We start from the raw sequence: 22605 nt of genomic DNA on the forward strand, positions 1-22605 counted from the left end.
AGTAACAACATGACCGAACAAACTGTACTGATCATCGACGACGAACCAGACATCCGCGAACTGCTGGAAATTACCCTGTTGCGCATGGGGCTGGATACCGTCACCGCAGGCAACGTACAGGATGCGCTGAGCAAAATCGAAGAATACCAGCCGAACCTGTGCCTGACCGACATGAAGCTACCGGACGGCAACGGCATTGACATCGTGCGTTACCTGCAAAAAAAATACCCGCATATTCCTGTCGCTGTAATCACCGCGTTCGGCAGCATGGATACCGCCGTGGAAGCGCTCAAAGCTGGGGCGTATGATTTTGTTTCCAAACCCGTTGACCTGCCCAAACTGCGCGAACTCATCCAAACGGCACTGAAACTTTCCGCCAGCCGGGGCAACAAACACGCCTCCAGCGACAATAGCGATGATCCCCACGGCAACAGCATCCTCGGACATTCGCCCGCGATGCAGCAACTCAAAGGAACCATCAGCAAACTCGCCCGCAGCCAAGCGCCGGTTTACATCCACGGTGAATCTGGCAGCGGTAAGGAACTGGTGGCACACCAAATCCACCTGCAAGGTTCCCGCTCTAAAGGCCCGTTCATCCCAGTCAACTGCGGCGCAATTCCTGAAACCCTGATGGAAAGCGAATTCTTTGGGCACAAGAAAGGCAGCTTTACCGGCGCGGTCGTCGACAAACAAGGGCTGTTCCAAGCTGCCCACCGGGGCACGCTGTTTCTGGATGAAGTCGCCGACCTGCCGCTGACCATGCAGGTGAAATTACTGCGTGCCATCCAAGAAGGCGCAGTCAAACCCGTCGGTGGCTTGGAAGAAATCCCGGTGGATGTGCGCATCCTCAGCGCCACCCACAAAAGCCTCGAACACGAAGTCGCTGCCGGGCATTTCCGCCAAGACTTGTATTACCGCTTGAACGTTATCAAGTTGAAAGTGCCCCCCTTGCGCGAACGCCAAGACGACATCTTGTTGCTCGCTGACTTTTTCCTGCAAAAGATTGCCGAGCGCTGGCAAATGCCGCCGATCCGCCTATCCGTTGCAGCTCGCGGGGAATTACAGGCATACAGCTTCCCCGGCAATGTGCGCGAACTGGAAAATGTGCTGGAACGGGCAAGTACACTTTGCGACAACAACACCATCCAACCTGACGACTTACAGCTATCGGCAACGTCGCAAACGGCTCCGGTTCCGCCCCCGCTAAGTATTCCCCAATGGGCGGGTGAAGCCCCCGAAGTGGACAAAATTCCCACCGTTACCGACAAATTGCCCGCGTGGAACCCAATTAACGAAGACGAAGAACGCAACCTGATCGTGCGGGCGCTGGAACAAACCCGCTGGAACCGGACGAAAGCGGCGGAATTGCTCGGCATGACGTTCCGGCAATTGCGTTACCGGATCCAAAAATACGGGCTGGATGAAGGGTAAACCGGATACGCAAAAAGCTGTTGACAACTGTTGTTTTTACGCTACACTTTTCCACCATCATCAACCTTATTTTACGGAGACACTGACCATGCTGAATAAACATAGACGGAGCAATTCAATTAACTAGTGTCTCCCGCACTGTGCCGGGAGACTGATTTTCAGTCATCCGGTGGAGGAATGCGGCGCTTCGTTTGCAGCATGTCGAAAACCCCGGATGGCCTAAAAAACCAACGGGGTTTTTTTATGCCTATCAGTTTTATGCTCAATAAGGGCAAAGTGCCGGTCAAGATTTTTACCGACGATGTGGACAGTGCTTCCCTCACGCAATTAGGAAACCTGTCGCAACTGCCCTTTATCCATTCCCACATTGCAGCGATGCCGGATGTTCATCATGGCATTGGCGCAACTGTGGGTTCAGTCATTCCAACACGCGGGGCGATTATCCCGGCGGCGGTGGGTGTGGATATCGGTTGCGGGATGAATGCGGTGCGCTTGTCCCTCAAGGCCAGCGATTTGCCGGATAACCTGTACAACATCCGCAGTGCAATTGAAAAACGTGTGCCGACGGGTTTCGATGAACACCTCCGCCCCAGCATCCAAGGCGCTACCTTGAAAAACATGGAAACGCATCTGGATGTGATTACCGACAAGCATCCCGGCTTGGTGAAAATGCTGAAAAACTTTCACCATCAATGGGGAAAGCAACTCGGCACACTCGGCGGCGGCAACCATTTCATCGAACTGTGTATCGACGAAAGTGATGACGTGTGGGTGATGCTGCATTCCGGTAGCCGGGGTGTCGGCAATGCCATCGGGCGTTATTTCATCGAAAAGGCCAAAAAGGATGTGGGTCGGGAACTGGGTCAACTCCCTGACAAGGACTTGGCCTATTTCACCGAAGGCACAAAACATTTCGACGACTATGTGGAAGCGGTCGGTTGGGCGCAGGATTACGCCATGATCAACCGCCGCGAAATGATGCGCTTGGTGTTGGATGCCTTGCAAGCCAGCAAAGCCTTGCCTGCTTTCACCACCACCCGCGAAGCGATCAACTGCCACCACAATTACGTGCAAAAGGAAACGCACTTTGGCGCGGAAGTTTATTTGACCCGCAAGGGTGCGATCAGTGCGCAGCAAGGCCAGTTAGGGATTATTCCCGGTAGCATGGGTGCGAAATCGTACATCGTGCGTGGCTTGGGTAATGCGCAATCATTCTGCTCATGTTCGCACGGGGCGGGGCGGCGCATGAGCCGCTCTGAGGCTAAACGGCGTTTCAATACCTTGGATTTGGAAGCCCAAACCAAAGGCATCGAATGCCGCAAGGATAAAGGTGTGGTCGATGAAATTCCCGGCGCGTACAAGGACATCGACGTGGTAATGCAGAACCAGAGTGATCTGGTTGAGGTCGTACATACATTGCGCCAAGTGATTTGCGTGAAAGGTTAAACGGAGGTGAAACATGGAAAAAACACAAGTTGAACTGATCCGCGAGTGCCTGAGCGGTAGCCGCACGGTGTTCCGTTACGCGCCTGACAGCTATGCCCTGCAACTGCTCAAGGACTACATCGGCAACGGTATGGGGGTGGCGGCTTTGCGCCGTTCCCCTTACGCCCGCTTGCTGACTAAGCCGATTGTGATGGAAGCACTGGCGCTGGCGAGCGCGGGTGTGCTGGAACCGTGGCATCTGGAGGCAGTGCTGGCGCAATACCGCGACCACAAGCCGCTCAATTTCATCCTCACGCTGGATGAGTGGGGCACGGAGGACAAGGGTGACCGCCACTGGAAGCAGATTTGCCGCACCGGTTACGACCTAGTGCTGCAACTCAACTTCGCCAGCGACCACCAGCAGCACTTCAAGACGCTGATCAAGACCGATGAAGTCGCACCGTTTTCCTACCACGGACACCCGGTACGCAAAGATGGCGGGCTGGAAACGCTGGCGTGGGCGCGGATCGACCTCGATTTCGCCAGCAATCAGGCATTGATCGAAGAAATCCAGTCCGACTGGGTGAAAGGTGCGGCAGATCAGGATAAAAACTGGGATTACGGCGCGGAGAATATGCAGCAGTACCGCCAGGTGTTACGCCCTTACGCACGGGTATGGGATGAGGCTATCTTGACCGCTGCACTGTGTTTCATCCGTCGGGAACTCGGCATCCGTGACGTGTTCTATCACAGCTTCGATACCGGCAACCGCCTCAAAGGTATCGAGCGTTATTACCACTACGGCAAGCCACCGCGTTACCTATACACGGAACTGCCGAAAAAATTTTGCTTCGCCAAAACCAGCGAAGCACCGGACTTTTTGAAACCTGTCCGGTATCTGCATTACCTGCAACGGCACGGTAAGGCGCAATGGTTCAAACTGCCAACACAGGAGAAATCTCATGGCAAAAAACAAGCAGCGGCGTAGCCGCAATCCCGTCGCGCACCACCTGTTTATTCATCGGGGAGGTGTTCATGAAAAAAGCAATTCTGCCAAACGGCAGGAAGACAAACGCCAGCTACGCAAGCTGGTGGATAAAGCAGGGGCCGGATTTTCCGGCCCTGATTTTTTGGGTGATACCCTGCGCCCAACGGTTATTTCTTCTGTGCTTCAAACTCACGGGTGTAGTGGTCAAAACAGTTAGAAAAACTAAACCCACCACCCGTTTTACCCGCACAGTTAGTATCAATATCCGCTAAATTAACCGCATTTAACCCGCCACTGATATTGCTCATCCGCTGAAAACCAGCCTCCTTCACCACCGCCACGATATAAGCCGCCACACGGGCATTAAACACATCATTATGGTCTTTAACAAAATCCGCATCGGTATACAAAAAATGTAACGGTTCATCAGAATTTGCTGGAATATGATGCTTCTGAAGCTGTTCCGGCAATAACTTTTCCTTGTCACCCTCGTAACTGATGTAACACTCGCGGCGCTCCTTATTGCGGTTTTTGCACGCTTCACTGTTATTACTGTTCTGCTTAACGCTAAGCCCGCTACGGAACGGCAAGTAATTACCAATCGTATTGGTATCCAACTCATGCTCATGTAAGGTGACTTTCTTGCCCTTGTACACACGTTCTAGCGGCATTTCACTGCTGCCGATGCTGACCCCAAGGTACTGCCCCGCCCGGAAAGCAATGCTGGTGGCAATATCTGCTTGGGAGCTGAGCACATGCAACAGTTTGGGCTGGGTTTTGGCGTAACACTGTTCCTCTGCGACCACTTCTTTCAGTTGCAAGATTTCGTTGGCTTCCACCGCAGGATTCAACAGAATGATGCCATGCCCAAACGGTTCTGTTTGTACACAACGTTGGCAACCACTGCGACAAAACTGTAAGCCGACGGCATGAGTACGGATTGCGCGGTCAAGCAATACATCGTTCATCGCTGAAAGCAGCACCGAACCACCAAAACTATGACCGAGCGTCACAAACACATTATGGTTCGGCTCAGTAGCCGTATTCTGCGTAGACAACTCACGTTCCAAACGCAATAAAAGCTCCGTAACACCGCCCTTACCCACATCATGGGCGGTATTTTTGCGTGCCCAATACGTCAAGTTTTCCGCCACCGGCATCTTGAAAGTCTGACCACGCCAGCCCACGTAAATGCCAATGAGCCGCCGCTCGCCATTCACTTTAATACGTGCGGCATCTTCCAGCATTTTACGGAAACTTTGCAGGTTACGGTCAGCAGGGGCAGCATTGTGTTTCCAGCCGTGGATAAACACCACCACCGCAGCCCCCTTGGGGGAAGCCGCTTGGGCTGCAACGTGCCGCAAGACAGCGTTCATGCGCTCGCGGTCAAACACATTGCCACGGTCGGTAAACTCGACAAAGCCAATGTCATAATCCGAATGCTTTTCCAACACGCTGTTGGGGCAACCACTGGCGGGGCAATCCGTGCTTACCTCATGGGTACGGTAAGCCACATTCTCGGCGCAACCGACCGTAAGGAACAGCGCCAACAACAGCGGCAGATAAGCCGGATACTTGCATAGGTAATTGAACATAAAGTCTTTATCGTCAGTAAATGATGCCCAAGTATAGGCATACCTGCGCATAGATGCACCTAATCGGACGGACGAAATGCAGACAACAGCGGGTGAATCACACTTTCCGGCACAACATATGCTGGTAACGTGCCAGTGAACGCCACGGCTCGACCCGCGAATACGCCCGCTCCAGCGGGATCACTTCTTCCAGCTTGGCGAGTTTGCGCACGTCGCGGTACATATAGTCGTAGAAACAGCGGATGCCCGACCAAGTTTCCAATTCCAGCCCCAAGGGTTGCAGCCAGCTTTGCACTTCTTCTGGTTTCAGCGGGGAAATCGGGGCAAGCCCTTTGCGCCCGTCACTGGCGATTTCGCCCCGGCGCACAGTTCCCAGATCACCAGCAATCAAGCGGCGCATCACGGTGGAGTGGTAATTGAAGAACATCAGTGACAGCCAGCCGCCCGGTTTCAGGCAGCTTAGCAATTGTTCCAAGACCGCACGGGGTTCCGCTAGCCATTCCAGCACCGCGTGGAAGGTAATCAGGTCAAACGAGCCGCAGCCTTTGCTCGCCAACTCCTGCACGCTGGCTTGCACCAGATGGATGGAATCTTCCAACCCGGCTTGTTGGATGCCGGTTGCGGCACGTTGCAGCATTTCAGCGGAAGGCTCCGCCAGCACCACATGATGGCCTTGCTGCGCGAGCCAAATGGCCATTTGCCCCAGCCCGCCACCTGCATCCAGTATTTGTAAGGGGCGCGATCCTTGCGCTTCCGTTGTGGTTACGAGGGCGGCAAGGTCATCCTGCAAAATCGCCAAGCGGATTGCGCCGCGAGGGTCATCGTAAATTTGTTGCTGGAAACGCTGCGCAAGCCCGTCGAACACCCGATCCTGTTTGGTTTGCATTGTCAGAAAAAGTCTCTTACACACAAGACCTGTATCCTGCACGAAAACCCTGACCCAAACAAATCAAAAAGACGCAGGGAACGATCAGGCCAGTTATTGCGCACCCGTAGTTGCGGGCGGCTCGGCTGGCACAGGTTCAGGGGGCAAAGGCGGAACCTGCAACACCATGCCTGCCTTGACCTGATCGGGCGATTCCAGATGCAAGCGCTCCCGGTTTGCTTCGTAAATCAGCACGTAGTTATCCGCATTGCCATACAAACGAGCAGCAATGGCGCTAAGCGAATCGCCTTCCGCAATGGTGACGGATGTAACCGTGTTACCATCCTTGTCTTTTTCCACCGTTACTTTACTTTCAGGCTTGGGCTGCGACGGTTCAGCAGGTTTCGCAGCCGTGGTAGCAGCAGCAGGTGTATCCGCTGGTGCTTTGCTAGTTTCGGGCGGTGCTTCAGGCTTGCTGGCGGGCTTCCCCGTCATCAAGGCTTCGGCGGCTTGACGAATATCATCAATCCCAGCGTCCTTGTTTTCAGCGTGAACAGCACCCTGCCCTAACAACAGCAGTACTACACACACACGGAGTCCAATTTTCATGGTGTTGCTCCTATTTACGGCTCATGCGCTCCATGATTTTGGCAAGGCTGCGGCGCATCAATTCAATGGAATGCGCCAACTTGCCGATTTCATCATCGCGCTCAAACGTCAGTGGGGTATCGAGATTGCCTTTGCTGATAATGTCTGCGGTTGCCGCAATGGTTTCCAACGGATTAAGGATGCGGCGTTTCACCACCAAATTGATCACCACAAAAATCAGCGCAAACAGCACGGTCAATATCCCAATGGCAATCAGGCTGCGTTTCATCACCAAACTTTGCACGTCGGATAGAGGCACGCCCACCACGCTGGCTCCCACCACGGAATCCAGCTTGTAACCAAAACCACTTTGCGTGCCATATTCTTTCCTGATGATTTCCGGCGCGGCTTCTGGGGTGCTGTGGCAAATCATACAATCCGCCTTACTGATGGACGGGCGTGAAGAAAACAAATATTGCTGGTTACGCACCACACCCGTACTGATCAACTCTTTTTCATTACGGTTATCGCGGAAAAAGGTCAGGAACTCCTGTTCCACCGCTTCGGGGCGGTTTGCGGCATTCAGCGGATTATCGGAAACCACACGGATGTAATAATCGGGTTGCAGTTTCTTAAAATAAGCCGCGACATGCCCCGTCGCTACGGTCGAAGAAATCGCGGGTGGAAACAGCACATTCTTTTCCAGCAATTCGGGACGCACATCATCAGAAACGTATTTACGCAAGGATGTCACCATATCCACCAGCAGTGTCAATTTCTGGCTGGCATTATCGTAAACTTCCTGCCGGGTAAAGAAATACACCGATGGCACGGTAATCAGCAGGGAAACCACATACAGTGCAATCAACACGACATTAAAGAGTGTCCGTATACTTTTTTTCATATCCATAAAATATCCTCGCCATGTTATCTCATTCTTTACTGGAAACGCTGGAAACCGTATTGCTTAAACGCTTGGCAAACACCACCGCCAGCACGATTGTCAGCGCCAACAAGCCCAACGCCACCAATGCAAAATAGTTGGACTTGGCATAAACGCTACGGGCATTACTCATGCTGACTAACGTGCCGAGTTTTTGATGCCCATTACCCACCATCACCGGCTGCACGCTGATGAAGTGCCCACCTGCCTCAAAGGAAGCAAGGCTGATGTTATTTTCAATCCCATTAATCAGCTCGGGGTAATCCTTGTAGAAGTTGCTACCGCTATTCAGATCATTTTTCCCACCCCATGCTTTATTTTCATCGGGGTGGTAATAATAAAATCCGCCTTTATCAATGAACATCATGCTTTCATTGGCATTATCCTGCCCAGAAATCAGCTTGAGTAAGTTAGCTGCCGACACATTGAGGATAACCAAACCTTTCAACTCATTATTTTCGGCAAAAACCGGGGTGGCATAGCGGATCGCAGGGCGTATCGGCAATTCAACCTTCCCTTTTTCTTGGTTCAAATCCAAGGAAGAGACAAACAGGCCATCTTTGGCTAGGCCAATCGCATCATCAAAATAGAAACTGCCTTTACGGTTTTGTAGCTTGCCGTCCTCAACAATCCTACTGGCATCGGTTGAACGTTCGATACTGACCAGTTCCTTTCCCGCCTTATCAATAAATCGGATTTGGTGGTAAATACCCTTTTTATCAGAAAAATCCAGCAAGCTAGTTTGCAAATTTTTCAGCATCAAGGCTTGGGAGTTTTCATCACCCAATTTGAGCGCCGACAGGTACAGGCTCATGGCACTGGAGTCCCGCAGGTAAAACAAGTCGCTATGCACGCCTTGCAAAAAGACATCCATGCGTTCCCCCGTCAACGTAACCCGGTTTTCCTGCTGGGCAACATTGTGCTCACGTAAGGTGCTGGATAGGGAGAAATAGCCATACCCGCCCAACAGCAATACTGGCAAGACTGCGAACAGCAATAACACGGGCAATAGTTTATTGTGGATAACGTTCTTCAACATGGGTAGCTCTCCTGCTGTGATGTTGATTCCTTTCAATTATTTTTTATTGGCTCCTGCCCATCAGGGGCTAATAATGTTTTTCGCCCGCTGTTGAAATGCTACCCGTTCGGCTTCTGAATCAAACTCAACCAGTAAGGCATTAACCAAGTAATTGGTGTTGTAGCGGTTGGGCGAATGCTTTTGCATCCATTCTTCCTGTGCCTCACTAAAAATAAAATGGGCGGCAGGGCCAAAATAGCTGGTCAATAAGGTTTCCAACTGTCCCAGCATGATTTGGGTGACATTATCAATCCGTGGTGGCTCTGCTGGCTGCGTTGATAGCACGGGCGCAGGTGGTGGCGCGGAAATGGTTGGGGCAGTTAATACTGGCTCTACCTGAATTGCAGGCGCAGAAGCTGGGGAACTCACGGATGGCACTGACAATACAGTACGGATTTTACTGGCTGCGGCCTTAACCCCCATGTGGATCAGCGGAAGGTTTATTTTCTTATCAGTCACGAGCATTACGATGCCGCAATCACTGAGCGCATAAACCGCAATCAACTTATCGGCAAACGAAAAATACAGCTCATTATGGTCTTTGCCAATGCTCTCCAAGGCCGCAAATATCTGTTCAACCAAATGAAAAACCCCGCCCACAGCACCCACTTGGTGTTCCGGCAAGGTGGAAGCCACCGATTCGCCATCGCGGTAAATGCACACCTCATGCACGCCGTTAAGGGATTGAATTTTCCGTAGAATACCTTCCATGTCATTCTCACCTATTGTTGTATAGTTAGCATTAAACCCATTGCAGGATGTCTTCTACCTGTTGGCTAAGCGCAGGGATTGACGCCTTGGGCATGGATAAAATCCCCAATGACTGCCCATTTTCCACAAACACCGTTAGATTCTCCGCTTGCGGGCTTTTAAGTGTAATGCGCCGGATACGCCCCATCCCCGCCTCTTCTTCAATACTGGGGGTAAGCCCCGATAAAAACGCGATGAATTCATTTAAGGCTTCATCATGGATATTGGAATGCAGCAATTCCCCCATCGCATTGGTCAGGCTCACACCAGCAACACCTTGCAGGGCATTGACATCCCCGATAACCGATTCGTTTAGTGTCTGGCGTTCTTCGGCTTCGTAGTTGGCAGGGGGAGCGGTTTCTTCGATAGTGGTGGCAGGTAATTCGGGGACTGTGGTAATAGGCTGGTCAGGAGTTGGCATAGATTGACTCCTCAGTGGTTGTAGTGCTTTGGTGATCAAAAACAAAATATCGTCTTTTTTGCGGGCATCAACTTGAAACACATCGTCCGTCACCCCTAAATCACTTGCCCATTGGCGATAGGCTTCGAGGGAAACAGGCCCCGGCTTGTCACAATGGGTAACACCAATCACGGTATTACCGGGGCGGATGAACCCTGCAAAGGCTTCCGCATAGTGTTTCAAATCGCGGTAAGGGTTATTGCGGCTGTTATCCAGCAAGATAACCAGCGCATCACCGCCTTTGAGCAGGATGTCCCACATGAAATCAAAGCGTTCTTGCCCCGGCGTGCCGTAGATGTGCGCTTGCTCATGTTCCGAGAGGGAAACGACGCCGTAATCCATCGCGACGGTGGTGGTTGTCTTGCGCAGGCTAGTGATGTCGCTGACAACCGCATCAGTTGACAGGTGTTTAGAATCTGTAACTGCCCTCACGGCAGCCGTTTTACCAGCCCCCACGGGCCCAGCAAAAATAACCTTGTATTTGCTCACGCTCAGCGACACTCCGATGTCTAGCATTTCATCCTTAAGAGGAAAGTATAGAAACGGATGTTGGCAACGTTTCGATTTTTCTTAATTTAAGTCAAATTTATGTGCAATCGCTGGCAAGTAATCACGAACGTCATCCCGTTGGCGACGCACATCCGCCAGAACGCCTACAAATGCTGAATGCGCCCACAGCTTGCAGTATACTCAGCCCTTTCTGGAAGCACGCAAAACGAACAATGGCTAACTACGACTTATCCACATTTCAGGGGCTGATCCTCGCCCTGCAAGACTACTGGGCGCAACAGGGTTGCGTCATCCTGCAACCGTATGACATGGAAATGGGCGCGGGAACGTTCCACCCAGCGACCTTCTTGCGTTCCATTGGCCCTGAGCCGTGGCGTGCCGCTTACGTGCAGCCTTCGCGCCGCCCCACTGACGGGCGTTATGGCGAAAACCCGAACCGTTTGCAGCACTATTACCAATTCCAAGTGTTGCTGAAGCCGTCACCAAACAACATCCAAGAGCTGTACCTCGGCTCACTCAAGCTGTTGGGCTTTGACCCGCTGGTGCATGACATCCGCTTCGTCGAAGACAACTGGGAATCCCCCACCTTGGGTGCATGGGGCTTGGGTTGGGAAGTGTGGCTCAACGGCATGGAAGTGACCCAGTTCACCTATTTCCAACAAGTCGGCGGGTTGGATTGCCGCCCAGTCAGCGGTGAAATCACCTACGGTCTGGAACGCCTCGCCATGTACATGCAAAACGTGCAAAGCGTGTACGATCTGGTGTGGACGAAAGGCCCGCAAGGCGTGGTGACTTACGGTGACGTTTATCACCAAAATGAAGTGGAACAATCCACTTATAACTTTGAACACGCCAATGTTGACGCGCTGTTCCACCAATTCGACGTGTGCGAAAGCGAAAGCCAGCGCATGATCGAAGCCGGTTTGCCCTTGCCTGCTTACGAACAGATGCTCAAAGCTTCGCACACCTTTAACCTGCTGGATGCCCGCCGCGCCATTTCCGTGACGGAACGCCAACGTTTTATCCTGCGGGTACGCACACTGGCACGCGCCGTTGCCGAAGCTTATTACAACGCCCGTGAAGCACTGGGCTTCCCGATGCTGCAACAAGAAGACAAGGTGGCCTGAACATGATCGACTTACTCGTAGAAATCGGCACAGAAGAACTGCCACCGAAAGCCCTGCCCACCTTGTCCGCCGCCTTCACCGATGGCATTGCCAAAGGTTTGGCAGATGCAGGTCTGACTCCAGAAGCGATTTTGCCTTACGCAGCACCACGCCGCCTTGCCGTGTGGGTCAAAGGCGTGGATGCGCAACAAGCAGACCAGATCATTGAAAAGCGTGGCCCCGCCATCAAAGGCGCATTTGACGCTGATGGCAACCCGACCAAAGCCGCCCTTGCTTTCGCCAACTCCTGTGGCATGGAAGTCGCGGATTTGGGTCGCATGGAAACCGACAAAGGTGCATGGCTGGTATTCCGCCAACAACAAGCCGGACAAGCCACTGCGGCACTATTGCCTGCTATCGTGGAAAAATCCCTCGCGGCCTTACCCATCCCCAAACGGATGCGTTGGGGTAGCGGCACGGCAGAATTCGTGCGTCCGGTACATTGGATCGTGATGCTCAACGGTAGCGAGGTAATTGATGCGGAAATCCTCGGCATCAAAACCGGGCGCGAATCACGCGGACACCGTTTCCACGCGCCAGATGCCATCAGCATCAACACACCGGCTGATTACGCAGTGCAATTGAGCGAAGCATTTGTTATTGCCCGTTTTGAAGCCCGCCGCGACATGATCCGCAGCAAAGTGGAAGCCTTGGCTGCCGAACTCGGCGGTAAAGCCATCATGCCCGAGGGCTTGCTGGATGAAGTCACCGCGCTGGTCGAATGGCCTGTGCCGGTTGCCGGACGTTTTGAGGAACGCTTCCTCGACGTACCGCAAGAAGCGCTGATTTCCACCATGCAGGATAACCAGAAATACTTCGCGCTGGTCGATGCTAGCGGCAAACTGATGCCGAATTTCGTCACCATTGCCAATATCGAAAGCCGCGATGTCACACAAATTTCTTCCGGTAATGAGCGCGTGATCCGTCCGCGTTTCAGCGATGCCGAATTCTTTTGGACGCAAGACAAAAAGCAGACATTGGAAAGCCGCCGCGAAGGGCTGAAAACGATGGTATTCCAGCAAAAGCTGGGGTCGCTGTACGACAAATCCGCGCGTGTTGCCAAACTCGCCGGTTACATCGCGCAACAACTGGATGCTGATGCAACACTGGCTGTCCGCGCTGCCGAACTGGGCAAGTGTGACCTGATCACCAATATGGTGTTCGAGTTCACCGAATTGCAGGGCATCATGGGGCGTTACTACGCTGCCCACGATGGCGAAGCCGCCGAAGTCGCCGCCGCACTCGATGAGCAATACATGCCACGTTTCGCAGGCGATGAATTGCCGCAAAGCAAAACCGGGCAAATCCTCGCGCTGGCAGAACGCCTCGACACCCTCGCGGGCATTTTCGGCATCGGGCAAAAACCTACTGGCGCGAAAGACCCGTTTGGCTTACGCCGTGCCGCCTTGGGTGCGCTGCGCCTGCTGATCGAAAACGGTTTGGCACTGGATTTGGCTGATTTGCTCGACCAAGCAGCCATCAACCTTACCACCCAACTCGGCAGCAAACCAGCCACGGGCGAAACGCTGGATTATATCCTCGACCGCCTGCGCGGTTACTACCAAGAACAAGGTATCGGTGCGGATGTGGTCGAAGCCGTTGCCGCGCTCAAACCCAGCCAACCGCTGGACTTTGACCGCCGCGTGAAAGCCGTTGCCGCGTTCCGCCAGTTGACTGCTTCTGAAAGCCTTGCCGCTGCCAACAAACGTATCAGCAATATCCTCAAGAAAGTCGAAGGCGAACTGCCCACCCGCGTGGAATTGGGCTTGTTGCAGGAACCGGCGGAAAAAGCGCTGGCAGACGCGGTGTTTACCCAAGAAAATAAGGTGTTGCCCTTGTTTGCGGTCGGTGACTACGAAGCAGCGTTGCTGTCTCTCGCTTCCTTACGCGAACCTGTCGATCAGTTCTTCACCGATGTCATGGTCATGGCAGAGGATGTTGCATTGAAAAATAACCGTCTGGCACTGTTGAACCACCTGCGCGGGTTGTTCCTGCGCGTGGCTGATTTGTCAGTGTTGTAATTTACATAAATTGCGACTTATCATTTGATATATAGATAAGTCGCAATTTTAAACCAAATTCTCTTTTTCCAAACAGCATTCCTTTATCGCCTTATACATTTCCTCCAATTGTTTCTCATACTTTGTTGTTTGCAATCCAATTTTAGAGAAGCCAATACATGCAGAGAAAATAACATGCGACACCATTTCAAAAGAATTAAAGTTTAATGACGACCGATATGACTTATGAATTGCCATTGAGCCATGAACAAGCTCTGACCTTAATTTATAAATTTGCCTTGCATTCTCCATCCACCCATTCACATCCCCATAATAAATAGCAATTAAAGACGACACTCTATCACAAAACTTCTTTGTTATATGAGCATCCTTTTTTTCATCCGAAAATGTAACCAACCTTTCCATAGATGTCACCAACTTAACTACTTGTGCATGATGATTATCATCTCGCGTCGCATCACCAAACCAAGTAATAGAATCAATTAGCCTATCAGCCAAACATTCAGAATTTATTGGCGAGATAGCATAATCTACAAGCTTCTTTATAACCAGACCACATTCAGAATCCAAGTCTTCCACAAGATTATTCCAAAACACATCAAACTCAATCGGCAATTTCCATGAACTTGACAAGTAATAACCGGATTTTTCAGTGAACCACACATAGTGTTTAGTCGTATTACTTCTTGGATTACACCCAAGCGTAATATGAGGACTTGGCAACTTATATGCATATGTAAAAACTTGAATCAAACCAAAAATAAAGCTTGAGATATTCAATGCACGCTCATAGCTAATTTTATCCGAACAATCGGAAATTTCAAAAGATACAAAAGCATTATAAAAATTAACATCCCCTCCCAAGATAACTTCTTTATTTTCTTTTCTAACCTTTGACAGAATGGCATCCTTCTCATAAATACTAACACTTCCAATATCGAAGGCACATCTACCCTCCATGCCGGGAATATTAAACGGAAAGAAATACCTTTTTTTCTTCATTTTAAACTTAGAACGCTTAATAGCAAGTGCAACTATCTGCGAACACCCCTTGTCATCAAAAGATTTTCCACGTCTAATATGAATATATATAGCATCTCTCACGTCACCATAGAATTCACCTAGCGACACAAAACCTCTTAATTTGTTAGCATCAATATGCCTTACTGCAATATCTCTAATTTTATTCTGGGCTTTTAATGACAAATGAAGTTGAAACCTCCTAGAGTCTTTGTCTTTTTCAAAAATATCCTTTGGTGCGTTTAAGGTTGCCCCAAGCATATCTATGGGTCTAGCAAAGTCACTTGTATAGGCTTGAGGAGATTCATTTAATAGATTTTGCAACCTCACCATTTCACTAAAAACATCATTAAAATCTTCAATATCTTGTCTTGACGCACTCATTAGCAAATGCCCACTTTAATACAAAAGTACTGACAGCCTAGCACAAATACCAGAAATTGAAACCCCATTCACCAATTTGACTTACAGGGTTTCAATTTAGATTGAATTACAAACCATTTCCCGCAACGCTTTACGCGCTGAGTAAGCTCGGGTGCACTTTCCGATACGCATCCAGTAAGCGCTGGTGCATATCGCACCCGTGCAATTCCAGTGTCGGCGCAGTGATTCCCCAGAAGCGTAAGCTTCCGTCCAGCAAGCCCTGCGCCTGTTGTAGCGCTGTTTCACCGTACAGCAAGGCAAGGTTAGGCGCGTAATCGTTAGGATCATCCATTTCCAGCAGCGCTTCGATGCAGCGGTACACGCGGCGGCGGTCGTCGTTAATTTGCTCGAAATGGCGAATCCATTGGCAACCTTCGCGGATCGCCTCTTCGTCATCCATCGCCAATGCCAGCAAGGTTTTGAGTTCGCCCACGCGCAAATCTGCCCACAAGGAACCGGCATCGGGGGCAAGCCCAATCAGCGCGGCAACGGGTTGGTGTTCATCCAAACCCAGTTCTTCGATAGTATCGAACAGATCGGCGCATTCGTCATCTTCCAGTTCCGGCAAGTGCAGGATGGCTTCGCGGACTGCGTTGCCAGTGCTGTTATTGTCCCACTCCAAATCTTCGGCCTGATAGATTTCTGACATTTCCGGCACGATGATACGGCAGGCATACACGCCCAGATGATCATAATCCATGATATAAACGTCGAAATCGGCAGCGTGGACGCGATCCATCAGGTACTGGCACTCTTCTTCGGTCGTGCCCTCGAAATTCCATGCCACAAACTCATGGTCTGGCGTGTTCCACAGAAAATCCCAGTGGATCGGGCCACTGGAGTCGATGAAATGGGTTTCCAGATTTTGCGGGGAAGCGACTTCTTCTTGGTCGAAACTGGGTTCGGAAAAACCCGCAAGCCGATCCAAAGCGCGGCCTTGCAGCAATTCAGTGAGGGCGCGTTCCAACGCCACTTCAAAGCGCGGGTGTGCACCGAAACTGGCATAACAGCCTTGATCATCCGGGTTCAGCAGAGTCACACACATGACCGGGTATTCGCCGCCGAGTGAAGCATCTTTCACCAAAATGCCGAATCCGGCTTCACGTAATTCCGCAATCCCGGCTTGAATGCTGGGGTAACGGGCAATCACCGCTTCCGGCACATCGGGCAAGCAAATCCCCTCGGCAATGATGCGGAACTTGATGTGGCGCTCGAAAATTTCCGACAAGGCTTGGGTGCGGGCTTCGGTTTTGGTGTTGCCTGCCGACATGCCGTTGCTGACGTAAAGGTTGCCGATGACATTGACCGGAAACCACACAGTTTCGCCATCACGTTGGCGCACATAAGGCAGGGCGCAGATGCCGCGTTCCTCATTGCCGGAATTCAGGTCAACCAAACGGGTAGCATCCAACGCGGTTTCGGGGTCGTAAAAAGCGATAGTGTCAGCATCCAGCAAACCGTCGGGTAAGCTGCCGCTTTCGTCCAGTGCAAACCACTTTTCTTGTGGGTAATGGACAAAATTACTGTTGGCGATAGTTTTGCCCAAATAAAAATCCGCCCAGAAATAATTGGTGCTGAGGCGTTCGAAATATTCCCCCAGCGCACTTGCCAAGGCCGCTTTGCGTGACGAACCTTTGCCATTGGTAAACAGCATCGGGCAATCGCGGTCATGGATGTGCACCGACCAGACATTGGCAATCGGATTCAACCATGAGGCTTCTTCAATGTGGAATCCGATGGCTTGCAGCTTGGCTTGCAGGGTATCAATGGAGGTTTCCAGCGCTGCATCTTTGCCGGGAATAAAGGTTTGTTGTACTTGCATTAGGGAACTCGTAAGGTGGCTATACGTCGAAAAGATGAATTATTTTAGCGCAGTGCACAAGCATACGCCTGTATATCCGTTATAATCGGGAATATTTATGTCGGAACCGTTGTTTAACCCCATAACAATAAATAGCGAGGGAAGCTTGAAGTTACGGAGTGTTGGTCATTGGCAGTACTGGCCTGCTGGTCTTGCCGTCGTGCTGTTACTGGTGCTATTACTGGCAGTCGGTTTCGTGCCCCGCTATTTTGCCCATGCGCAAACTGACAGCGCTATGGGCGACTTACCCCAATTACGGTCAAGCTTATTGGCAGAGCCTAACAGCGTGCGCGGTAATTGGTTGCGCACCCTCAACCCAAGCGTACAAGACGTGCAAGGCGATTTGGTGTGGAATGCCGCCAAACAGCAAGGGGTGATGCGTTTCCTCAATCTACCGGAACCTGCCAACGGCACGTTTTACCAGTTGTGGGTGTACGACTCGCGCAGTGAAACCGGAACACCCGTTTCTGGGGCGGTTTTCCACCAAGGTTCGGGGATTGGGGAATGGCTTGCCCCCATCCAGACGCAAACGCCGGTAAGTGAACCGTACAAGTTTGAATTGAAGCTGGAAGTCGACGATAACAGGGGTGCGGCTCAGATTTTGCTGATGGTGCAGCCGTAAAGGTGTGTTACTGCTACAATCCAGCCCATCAAAACAGCAAACAAGGAGTCCCCATGCAATCCTCACTGGTACTGACTGTTCTTGGCCCTGACCGTGCAGGGCTGGTCAAATCCATCGCCGAAGCCGTCAAAGCCCACCACGGCAACTGGCAGGAAAGCCGCATGGTGCACCTCGCCGGACAATTTGCCGGACTTGCCCACGTCACCCTGCCGCAAGATCAGGTCGCATCCCTGCGGCAAGCACTGCAAACCTTGCAAGCCAATGGCCTGCAAATCCTTGTGCAACACAGCGACGCCGCTAGCCCGCGCACTATTACGCCACTGACGCTGGAACTACTAGGCCACGACCGCCCCGGCATCATCCATGACATTACCCGCCAATTAGCGGCGCTGAATGTCAATATTGAAGAGCTGGAAACGGAACAACGTGCCGCGCCAATGTCCAGCGAGTTGCTGTTCTACGCCCACCTCAAACTGGGCTTGCCGGAAGGTGTGAGCGCAGACGTTGTGCAAGACGCCTTTGAAGCCATGCCCGATCCGCTGACGGTGGATTTGAGTTTTAGCTAACAAACAATCTGCATCTAGCGATAGGGTGAGCGTTACTGATGCCGGTCAGCTATGCTAAACTACGCCCCATTTTTCAAGACCTAACGACGAGAGTTTGACATGGCTGGTCATAGCAAATGGGCGAATATCAAGCACCAAAAAGCCGCAGTCGATAAGAAGCGCGGCAAGATTTGGACAAAAATAATCCGTGAAATCACCGTGGCAGCACGGGAAGGCAAAACCTCTGACCCGAACACGCACCCGCGTTTACGGCTGGCAGTGGATAAGGCACTCGGCGCGAACATGACAAAAGACACCATCGAGAAAGCGTGCAAGCGCGGCGCGGGTGAAACGAGCATGGATAATTACGCCGAAGTGCGTTACGAAGGTTACGGCCCCGGCGGTATCGCCGTGATCGTGGAAACCATGACCGATAACGTCAACCGCACAGTCGGCGAAGTGCGCCATGCCCTCACCAAACACGGCGGCAACCTCGGCACAAACGGCTCTGTCGCGTTCCAATTCAAAAAAATCGGCGTAATGAACTTCGCCCCCGGCATTGACGAAGACAAGCTGATGGAAGCTGCCCTCGAAGCCGGGGCGGAAGACATCCAAATGGACGACGACGGCTCCGCTGAAATCGTTACTTCCCCGGAAGATTTCGCTGCTGTGAAAATGGCCTTAATCGCCGCTGGTTTTACCCCCGACCACGATGAAGTCACCATGCGGGCAGAAAACAACACGCTGGTAGAAGGCGACGTTGCCCTCAAGCTGCTGAAAATGATTGATATGTTGGAAGACCTTGACGACGTGCAAGAAGTTTTCACCAACGCTGACTTCAACGATGATGATTTGGCGGCACACGGTTAAGTGACACTGCGCCGCATCCTCGGTGTCGACCCCGGTTCCCGCCAGACGGGTATCGGGGTGATTGAAACCGATGGGCAACACACCCGCCATATTTTCAGCACTTGCTTACGTTTGGGGGATGCGGCATTTCCCGAACGCTTAGGCAAAATTTTCACCGAAATCACCGCGATTATCCGCGAATACCAACCCGTTGAAATGGCGATTGAAAACGTGTTCGTTTCCAACAATGCCGCATCGGCGTTGAAATTGGGGCAAGCGCGGGGTGCGGCAATTTGCGCGGGCGTCGTCTCCGGTTTGCCCATCGCGGAATACAGCCCCAAGGAAATCAAGCAAGCCACCGTCGGTAAAGGCGGCGCGGATAAGGCGCAAGTGCAGCACATGGTGAAATTCATGCTAGGGCTGCACGGGCGTTTGCAAGCGGACAGTGCCGATGCGCTGGCAGTGGCGCTGTGTCATGCGCATACCAGCCATCTGTTGCGGCGGATTGCAGGCGCGGGTTAAGCCAGCGTCAGCAGATAACCGCCCTGCATTTTCAGGAAATTCATAAACACCGCTTCAAAATCTTCCACCACCGACGTTTTCACTGCATCCAATGCAAGCAACGCATCACTCCACGCCTGCATCCGAGTGCTCAGTTCCAAATCAAGGCCAAAGTTCTTTTTCAGTAATGCTAAGCGCATGAACAGTGGCGCATAGACGGTATCCACCAGTTTGAAATCCTTGCCGGTAAAAAACGGTGTTTCCGCCGCCAAAATCCCATCCAACCGTTGTACACCCTGCTTAAGTGAGTCACGGGCTTCGGTGAAAGCCGTTTCATCTTTCGCGGTGAGCATACGGTATTGGCGCATGTTCAGTTCGGAACCGAATTCGATCCACGCCCGCTGTTGGGCTTTTTCCAGCGGATCAGCGGGGTGGAGCTGCGGCGGGTAAACTTCATCGAGGTATTCGAGGATCACCGCAGATTCAAACAACGGCGTGCCATCCACCAGCAATACTGGCACTTTGCCCAGCGGGGAAATGGCCTTGAACCAGTCGGGTTGCTCGCTGGGGTTGAGGTGGGTCAGGGTGTATGCCACTCCTTTGTAATTGAGCGCGATCACGGAACGTTGCACGAAGGGGCAGATTTTGAAACTGACCAGTTCGAGTTTGTGGGGTTGGGGCATGGGGTTCTCCTTGATTGGGCGTATTTGGATGATGGCTATTAGCTAACCGTTTTGTGGCGGCTCTCCATAATTTCTGCCGATTTTACCTGTATGCTAACGGCAGGAGGCATGGTTATGCAGTTAAACATTTTTTCCAAGTTGTTTTTGGCGATGTTGGCGGGAATGGTGTTGGTGGTAGCGGTCATGGCGGTTTTCATGAACTGGAGTTTCCGCACTGGCTTTGAAGCCTACCAACATGGCGGGGAATTGGATAAGGCGCGGCAGTTGGCAGGAGTGTTAGGCGAAGGTTTCGGGCAACAGGGCAGTTGGGACTTTATCCGTTATGAGCCACACAACTGGAACCGTGCTTTGGTACAGATTGGGGAAAATCCGCCGTTGCCGGGGCCGCAAGCACCAATATCCCCTAGAAGGCAGGAAAGATCACCGCAACCCTTGGGTGGGCGGCTGAATTTGCTGGACGCTAACCAGCAAGCAGTAATTGGCCCACCGGAAAACTTGCACCCCCATCAAGGCAGCATTTTGACCCGGCTAGAAATCAAGTCACAAGGACAAGTGGTCGGCTGGTTAGCAGTACGGCAAGGTAAATTGGCGACCGATGTGCTGGCGAAAGCCTTTCTGGATCAACAATTGCGTAATTCCTACCTGATTGCGTTGTTCGCTGCCGCATTATCGCTGTTGCTGGCACTGTTATTAGTGCGGCATTTGATCCGCCCGGTACGTTCGCTGACAGCGGGGGCAAAGCTACTGACGGCAGGACGTTTTGATACACGCATTGAAGTGGCAACGCAGGATGAGTTGGGCGTGCTGGCAAATGACTTTAACTTGCTGGCGACGGCTTTGCAGCGTAACGAGGAAATTCGGCGGCAGTGGTTGGCAGATATTTCCCATGAATTGCGTACCCCGATAGCCATTCTTCGCAGTGAAATTGAGGCGTTGCTGGATGGCATCCGGCAACCAACGGTGGAGCGCATCCGTTCCCTGCATGTTGATGTGTTATCGCTGGGTAAGTTGGTGGATGACCTTTACCAATTATCGCTATCGGATGCCGGGGATATGGAATTGCCAGATGAAACCGTTGACTTAGCCGCAATTCTGGATGACACCATGAGCGCCGCAGAAGCAAACTTGCAGGAAAAGCATATCGGTTTGTTCAGGCGCATAGATGACACCGTAACACTGGCAGTGCGGGGCGATGCCAAACGTTTGCACCAGCTTTTCTCGAATTTATTGGCAAACAGCCAGCGTTACACGGATGAAGGTGGACGGGTCGAAGTTTTTGCGCAGCAACAGGGCGACAAGGTGGTTGTGGAAGTTCAGGATACTGCGCCGGGCGTACCGGATGAGGCTTTACCACATCTGTTCGAGCGCCTGTTTCGGGTGGACAAATCCCGTAGCCGTGCTCTTGGCGGTTCTGGGCTGGGTCTGTCGATTTGCAAGAACATCGTCGAAGCGCATCACGGCACGATAACAGCCGGACATTCTGCCTTGGGAGGGCTATCCATCCGTATGGAATTTCCGCTACCCTCTGCCTGACGTGATGCGGGGAGTGGGAATGCGATGAACGCTAGGCAGAAATGCATATTGATCGTGGAAGACGAGCCAAAGCTGGCGGAAGTGCTGGGCGAATACCTGCAACAAGCGGGCTTCCTGTCGCATTGGATCGACCACGGCTTGAAGGTAATCCCATGGATACGGGAAAACACCCCAGATTTGCTGATCTTGGATTTGATGTTACCCGGACGTGACGGTATCGACATCTTCCGCGAACTGCGCACTTTTTCCACACTTCCTGTCATTATGGCAACCGCAAAAGTGGATGAAATCGACCGTTTGCTGGGGCTGGAATTAGGTGCGGATGATTACGTCTGCAAGCCATATAGCCCGCGCGAAGTGGTGGCACGGGTAAAAAATATTCTGAGGCGTGTGTCATTGCCGTTGGCGGAACAGGTGTCTGGCAGTGGCATTGAGGTTGATGTGGCTTGTATGGAAGTCTGCCTTAACCACCGTAAACTGGATTTGACCCCGGTTGAATTCCGTTTGTTTAACCAATTGTTTTCCCGCCCTGCCCAAGTGTTCTCACGGGCGCAATTACTGGATTGCATCTACGATGACCACCGCATCGTTACCGACCGGGCGGTGGATAGCCACATCAAGAACCTGCGGCGTAAAATTCACGATGCCATGCCTGAGCGTGAACTAATCAAATCCATCTACGGTATCGGTTACAAACTGGAACTGTAGCGCAAAAAGCAATCTACACAGTTGCTCCATTATTCCTCCC

At 51.9% G+C, this 22605-nt stretch carries 22 protein-coding genes; 12 read left to right on the plus strand and 10 right to left on the minus strand.

What is annotated here, in order from left to right:
- Nucleotides 1-9: 9 nt before the first annotated feature.
- The 4 genes from PHE17_RS00690 (at nucleotide 10) to PHE17_RS00705 (ending at nucleotide 4061) form a co-directional block, all read left to right on the plus strand.
- On the plus strand, nucleotides 10-1431 hold the full coding sequence (locus tag PHE17_RS00690) for a sigma-54 dependent transcriptional regulator (protein WP_301013857.1): 1422 nt from the start codon (nucleotides 10-12) through the stop codon (nucleotides 1429-1431).
- Between the two features lie 243 nt (nucleotides 1432-1674).
- Complete coding sequence (locus PHE17_RS00695; RefSeq protein ID WP_301013858.1) at nucleotides 1675-2877, plus strand: RtcB family protein; 1203 nt, start codon at nucleotides 1675-1677, stop codon at nucleotides 2875-2877.
- A gap of 13 nt (nucleotides 2878-2890) precedes the next feature.
- Nucleotides 2891-3844 (plus strand): hypothetical protein, encoded by a 954-nt coding sequence (locus tag PHE17_RS00700; RefSeq protein ID WP_301013859.1) that lies wholly within the window; start codon nucleotides 2891-2893, stop codon nucleotides 3842-3844.
- Nucleotides 3819-4061, plus strand: coding sequence for a hypothetical protein (locus tag PHE17_RS00705; RefSeq protein WP_301013860.1), 243 nt, complete (start codon nucleotides 3819-3821; stop codon nucleotides 4059-4061). Before PHE17_RS00700 ends, PHE17_RS00705 begins: the two co-directional genes overlap by 26 nt.
- Here the strand turns inward: PHE17_RS00705 and PHE17_RS00710 are convergent.
- The 7 genes from PHE17_RS00710 to PHE17_RS00740 all read right to left on the minus strand — a co-directional run bounded on the left by PHE17_RS00710 (nucleotide 4012) and on the right by PHE17_RS00740 (nucleotide 10639).
- On the minus strand, nucleotides 4012-5439 hold the full coding sequence (locus PHE17_RS00710) for a hypothetical protein (RefSeq protein WP_301013861.1): 1428 nt from the start codon (nucleotides 5437-5439) through the stop codon (nucleotides 4012-4014). The genes PHE17_RS00705 and PHE17_RS00710 overlap by 50 nt on opposite strands.
- Before the next feature lie 97 nt (nucleotides 5440-5536).
- Complete coding sequence (locus tag PHE17_RS00715) at nucleotides 5537-6325, minus strand: methyltransferase domain-containing protein (RefSeq protein WP_301013862.1); 789 nt, start codon at nucleotides 6323-6325, stop codon at nucleotides 5537-5539.
- 93 nt (nucleotides 6326-6418) lie between these two features.
- A complete protein-coding gene (locus PHE17_RS00720; RefSeq protein WP_301013863.1) occupies nucleotides 6419-6913 on the minus strand; it encodes a LysM peptidoglycan-binding domain-containing protein in 495 nt (164 codons plus the stop codon).
- Between the two features lie 10 nt (nucleotides 6914-6923).
- Entirely contained in the window at nucleotides 6924-7796 is an 873-nt protein-coding gene (locus PHE17_RS00725) for a DUF3365 domain-containing protein (RefSeq protein WP_301013864.1), read from the minus strand.
- Between the two features lie 28 nt (nucleotides 7797-7824).
- Nucleotides 7825-8874, minus strand: coding sequence for a cache domain-containing protein (locus PHE17_RS00730; protein ID WP_301013865.1), 1050 nt, complete (start codon nucleotides 8872-8874; stop codon nucleotides 7825-7827).
- Between the two features lie 60 nt (nucleotides 8875-8934).
- A complete protein-coding gene (locus tag PHE17_RS00735) occupies nucleotides 8935-9624 on the minus strand; it encodes a hypothetical protein (protein WP_301013867.1) in 690 nt (229 codons plus the stop codon).
- 31 nt (nucleotides 9625-9655) lie between these two features.
- A complete protein-coding gene (locus PHE17_RS00740; RefSeq protein ID WP_301013868.1) occupies nucleotides 9656-10639 on the minus strand; it encodes an ATP/GTP-binding protein in 984 nt (327 codons plus the stop codon).
- Nucleotides 10640-10845: 206 nt separating this feature from the next.
- Here PHE17_RS00740 and glyQ point away from each other — a divergent pair, with 206 nt between their 5' ends.
- The gene (gene glyQ, locus PHE17_RS00745; RefSeq protein WP_301013869.1) at nucleotides 10846-11760 is read left to right on the plus strand and encodes a glycine--tRNA ligase subunit alpha; all 915 of its coding nucleotides are present in this window, start codon (nucleotides 10846-10848) and stop codon (nucleotides 11758-11760) included.
- Between the two features lie 2 nt (nucleotides 11761-11762).
- Nucleotides 11763-13820, plus strand: coding sequence for a glycine--tRNA ligase subunit beta (gene glyS / locus PHE17_RS00750; protein ID WP_301013870.1), 2058 nt, complete (start codon nucleotides 11763-11765; stop codon nucleotides 13818-13820).
- Between the two features lie 48 nt (nucleotides 13821-13868).
- Here the strand turns inward: glyS and PHE17_RS00755 are convergent, their stop codons facing one another.
- Nucleotides 13869-15224, minus strand: a complete 1356-nt coding sequence (locus tag PHE17_RS00755) for a HEPN domain-containing protein (protein WP_301013871.1) — start codon at nucleotides 15222-15224, stop codon at nucleotides 13869-13871.
- Nucleotides 15225-15354: 130 nt separating this feature from the next.
- A complete protein-coding gene (ycaO, locus tag PHE17_RS00760; RefSeq protein WP_301013872.1) occupies nucleotides 15355-17085 on the minus strand; it encodes a 30S ribosomal protein S12 methylthiotransferase accessory factor YcaO in 1731 nt (576 codons plus the stop codon).
- Between the two features lie 145 nt (nucleotides 17086-17230).
- On the opposite strand from ycaO, the gene PHE17_RS00765 reads away from it, so the two are divergent.
- The 4 genes from PHE17_RS00765 to ruvC all read left to right on the plus strand — a co-directional run bounded on the left by PHE17_RS00765 (nucleotide 17231) and on the right by ruvC (nucleotide 19662).
- On the plus strand, nucleotides 17231-17746 hold the full coding sequence (locus tag PHE17_RS00765; protein ID WP_301013873.1) for an anti-sigma factor: 516 nt from the start codon (nucleotides 17231-17233) through the stop codon (nucleotides 17744-17746).
- A gap of 53 nt (nucleotides 17747-17799) precedes the next feature.
- Complete coding sequence (locus PHE17_RS00770) at nucleotides 17800-18312, plus strand: ACT domain-containing protein (protein WP_301013874.1); 513 nt, start codon at nucleotides 17800-17802, stop codon at nucleotides 18310-18312.
- 99 nt (nucleotides 18313-18411) lie between these two features.
- Nucleotides 18412-19161, plus strand: a complete 750-nt coding sequence (locus PHE17_RS00775; RefSeq protein ID WP_301013875.1) for a YebC/PmpR family DNA-binding transcriptional regulator — start codon at nucleotides 18412-18414, stop codon at nucleotides 19159-19161.
- Nucleotides 19162-19167: 6 nt separating this feature from the next.
- Nucleotides 19168-19662 (plus strand): crossover junction endodeoxyribonuclease RuvC, encoded by a 495-nt coding sequence (ruvC, locus tag PHE17_RS00780; protein ID WP_301014050.1) that lies wholly within the window; start codon nucleotides 19168-19170, stop codon nucleotides 19660-19662.
- On the opposite strand, the gene PHE17_RS00785 is transcribed toward ruvC, so the two are convergent.
- Nucleotides 19659-20324, minus strand: a complete 666-nt coding sequence (locus PHE17_RS00785) for a glutathione S-transferase family protein (protein WP_301013876.1) — start codon at nucleotides 20322-20324, stop codon at nucleotides 19659-19661. The genes ruvC and PHE17_RS00785 overlap by 4 nt on opposite strands.
- 114 nt (nucleotides 20325-20438) lie before the next feature.
- On the opposite strand from PHE17_RS00785, the gene PHE17_RS00790 reads away from it, so the two are divergent.
- The gene (locus PHE17_RS00790) at nucleotides 20439-21857 is read left to right on the plus strand and encodes an ATP-binding protein (protein ID WP_301013877.1); all 1419 of its coding nucleotides are present in this window, start codon (nucleotides 20439-20441) and stop codon (nucleotides 21855-21857) included.
- Nucleotides 21858-21881: 24 nt separating this feature from the next.
- Entirely contained in the window at nucleotides 21882-22565 is a 684-nt protein-coding gene (locus PHE17_RS00795) for a response regulator (RefSeq protein WP_301013878.1), read from the plus strand.
- Nucleotides 22566-22605: the final 40 nt, after the last annotated feature.

The sequence above is a fragment of the Thiothrix sp. genome (assembly GCF_028714775.1).
Taxonomy (GTDB): Bacteria; Pseudomonadota; Gammaproteobacteria; order Thiotrichales; family Thiotrichaceae; genus Thiothrix.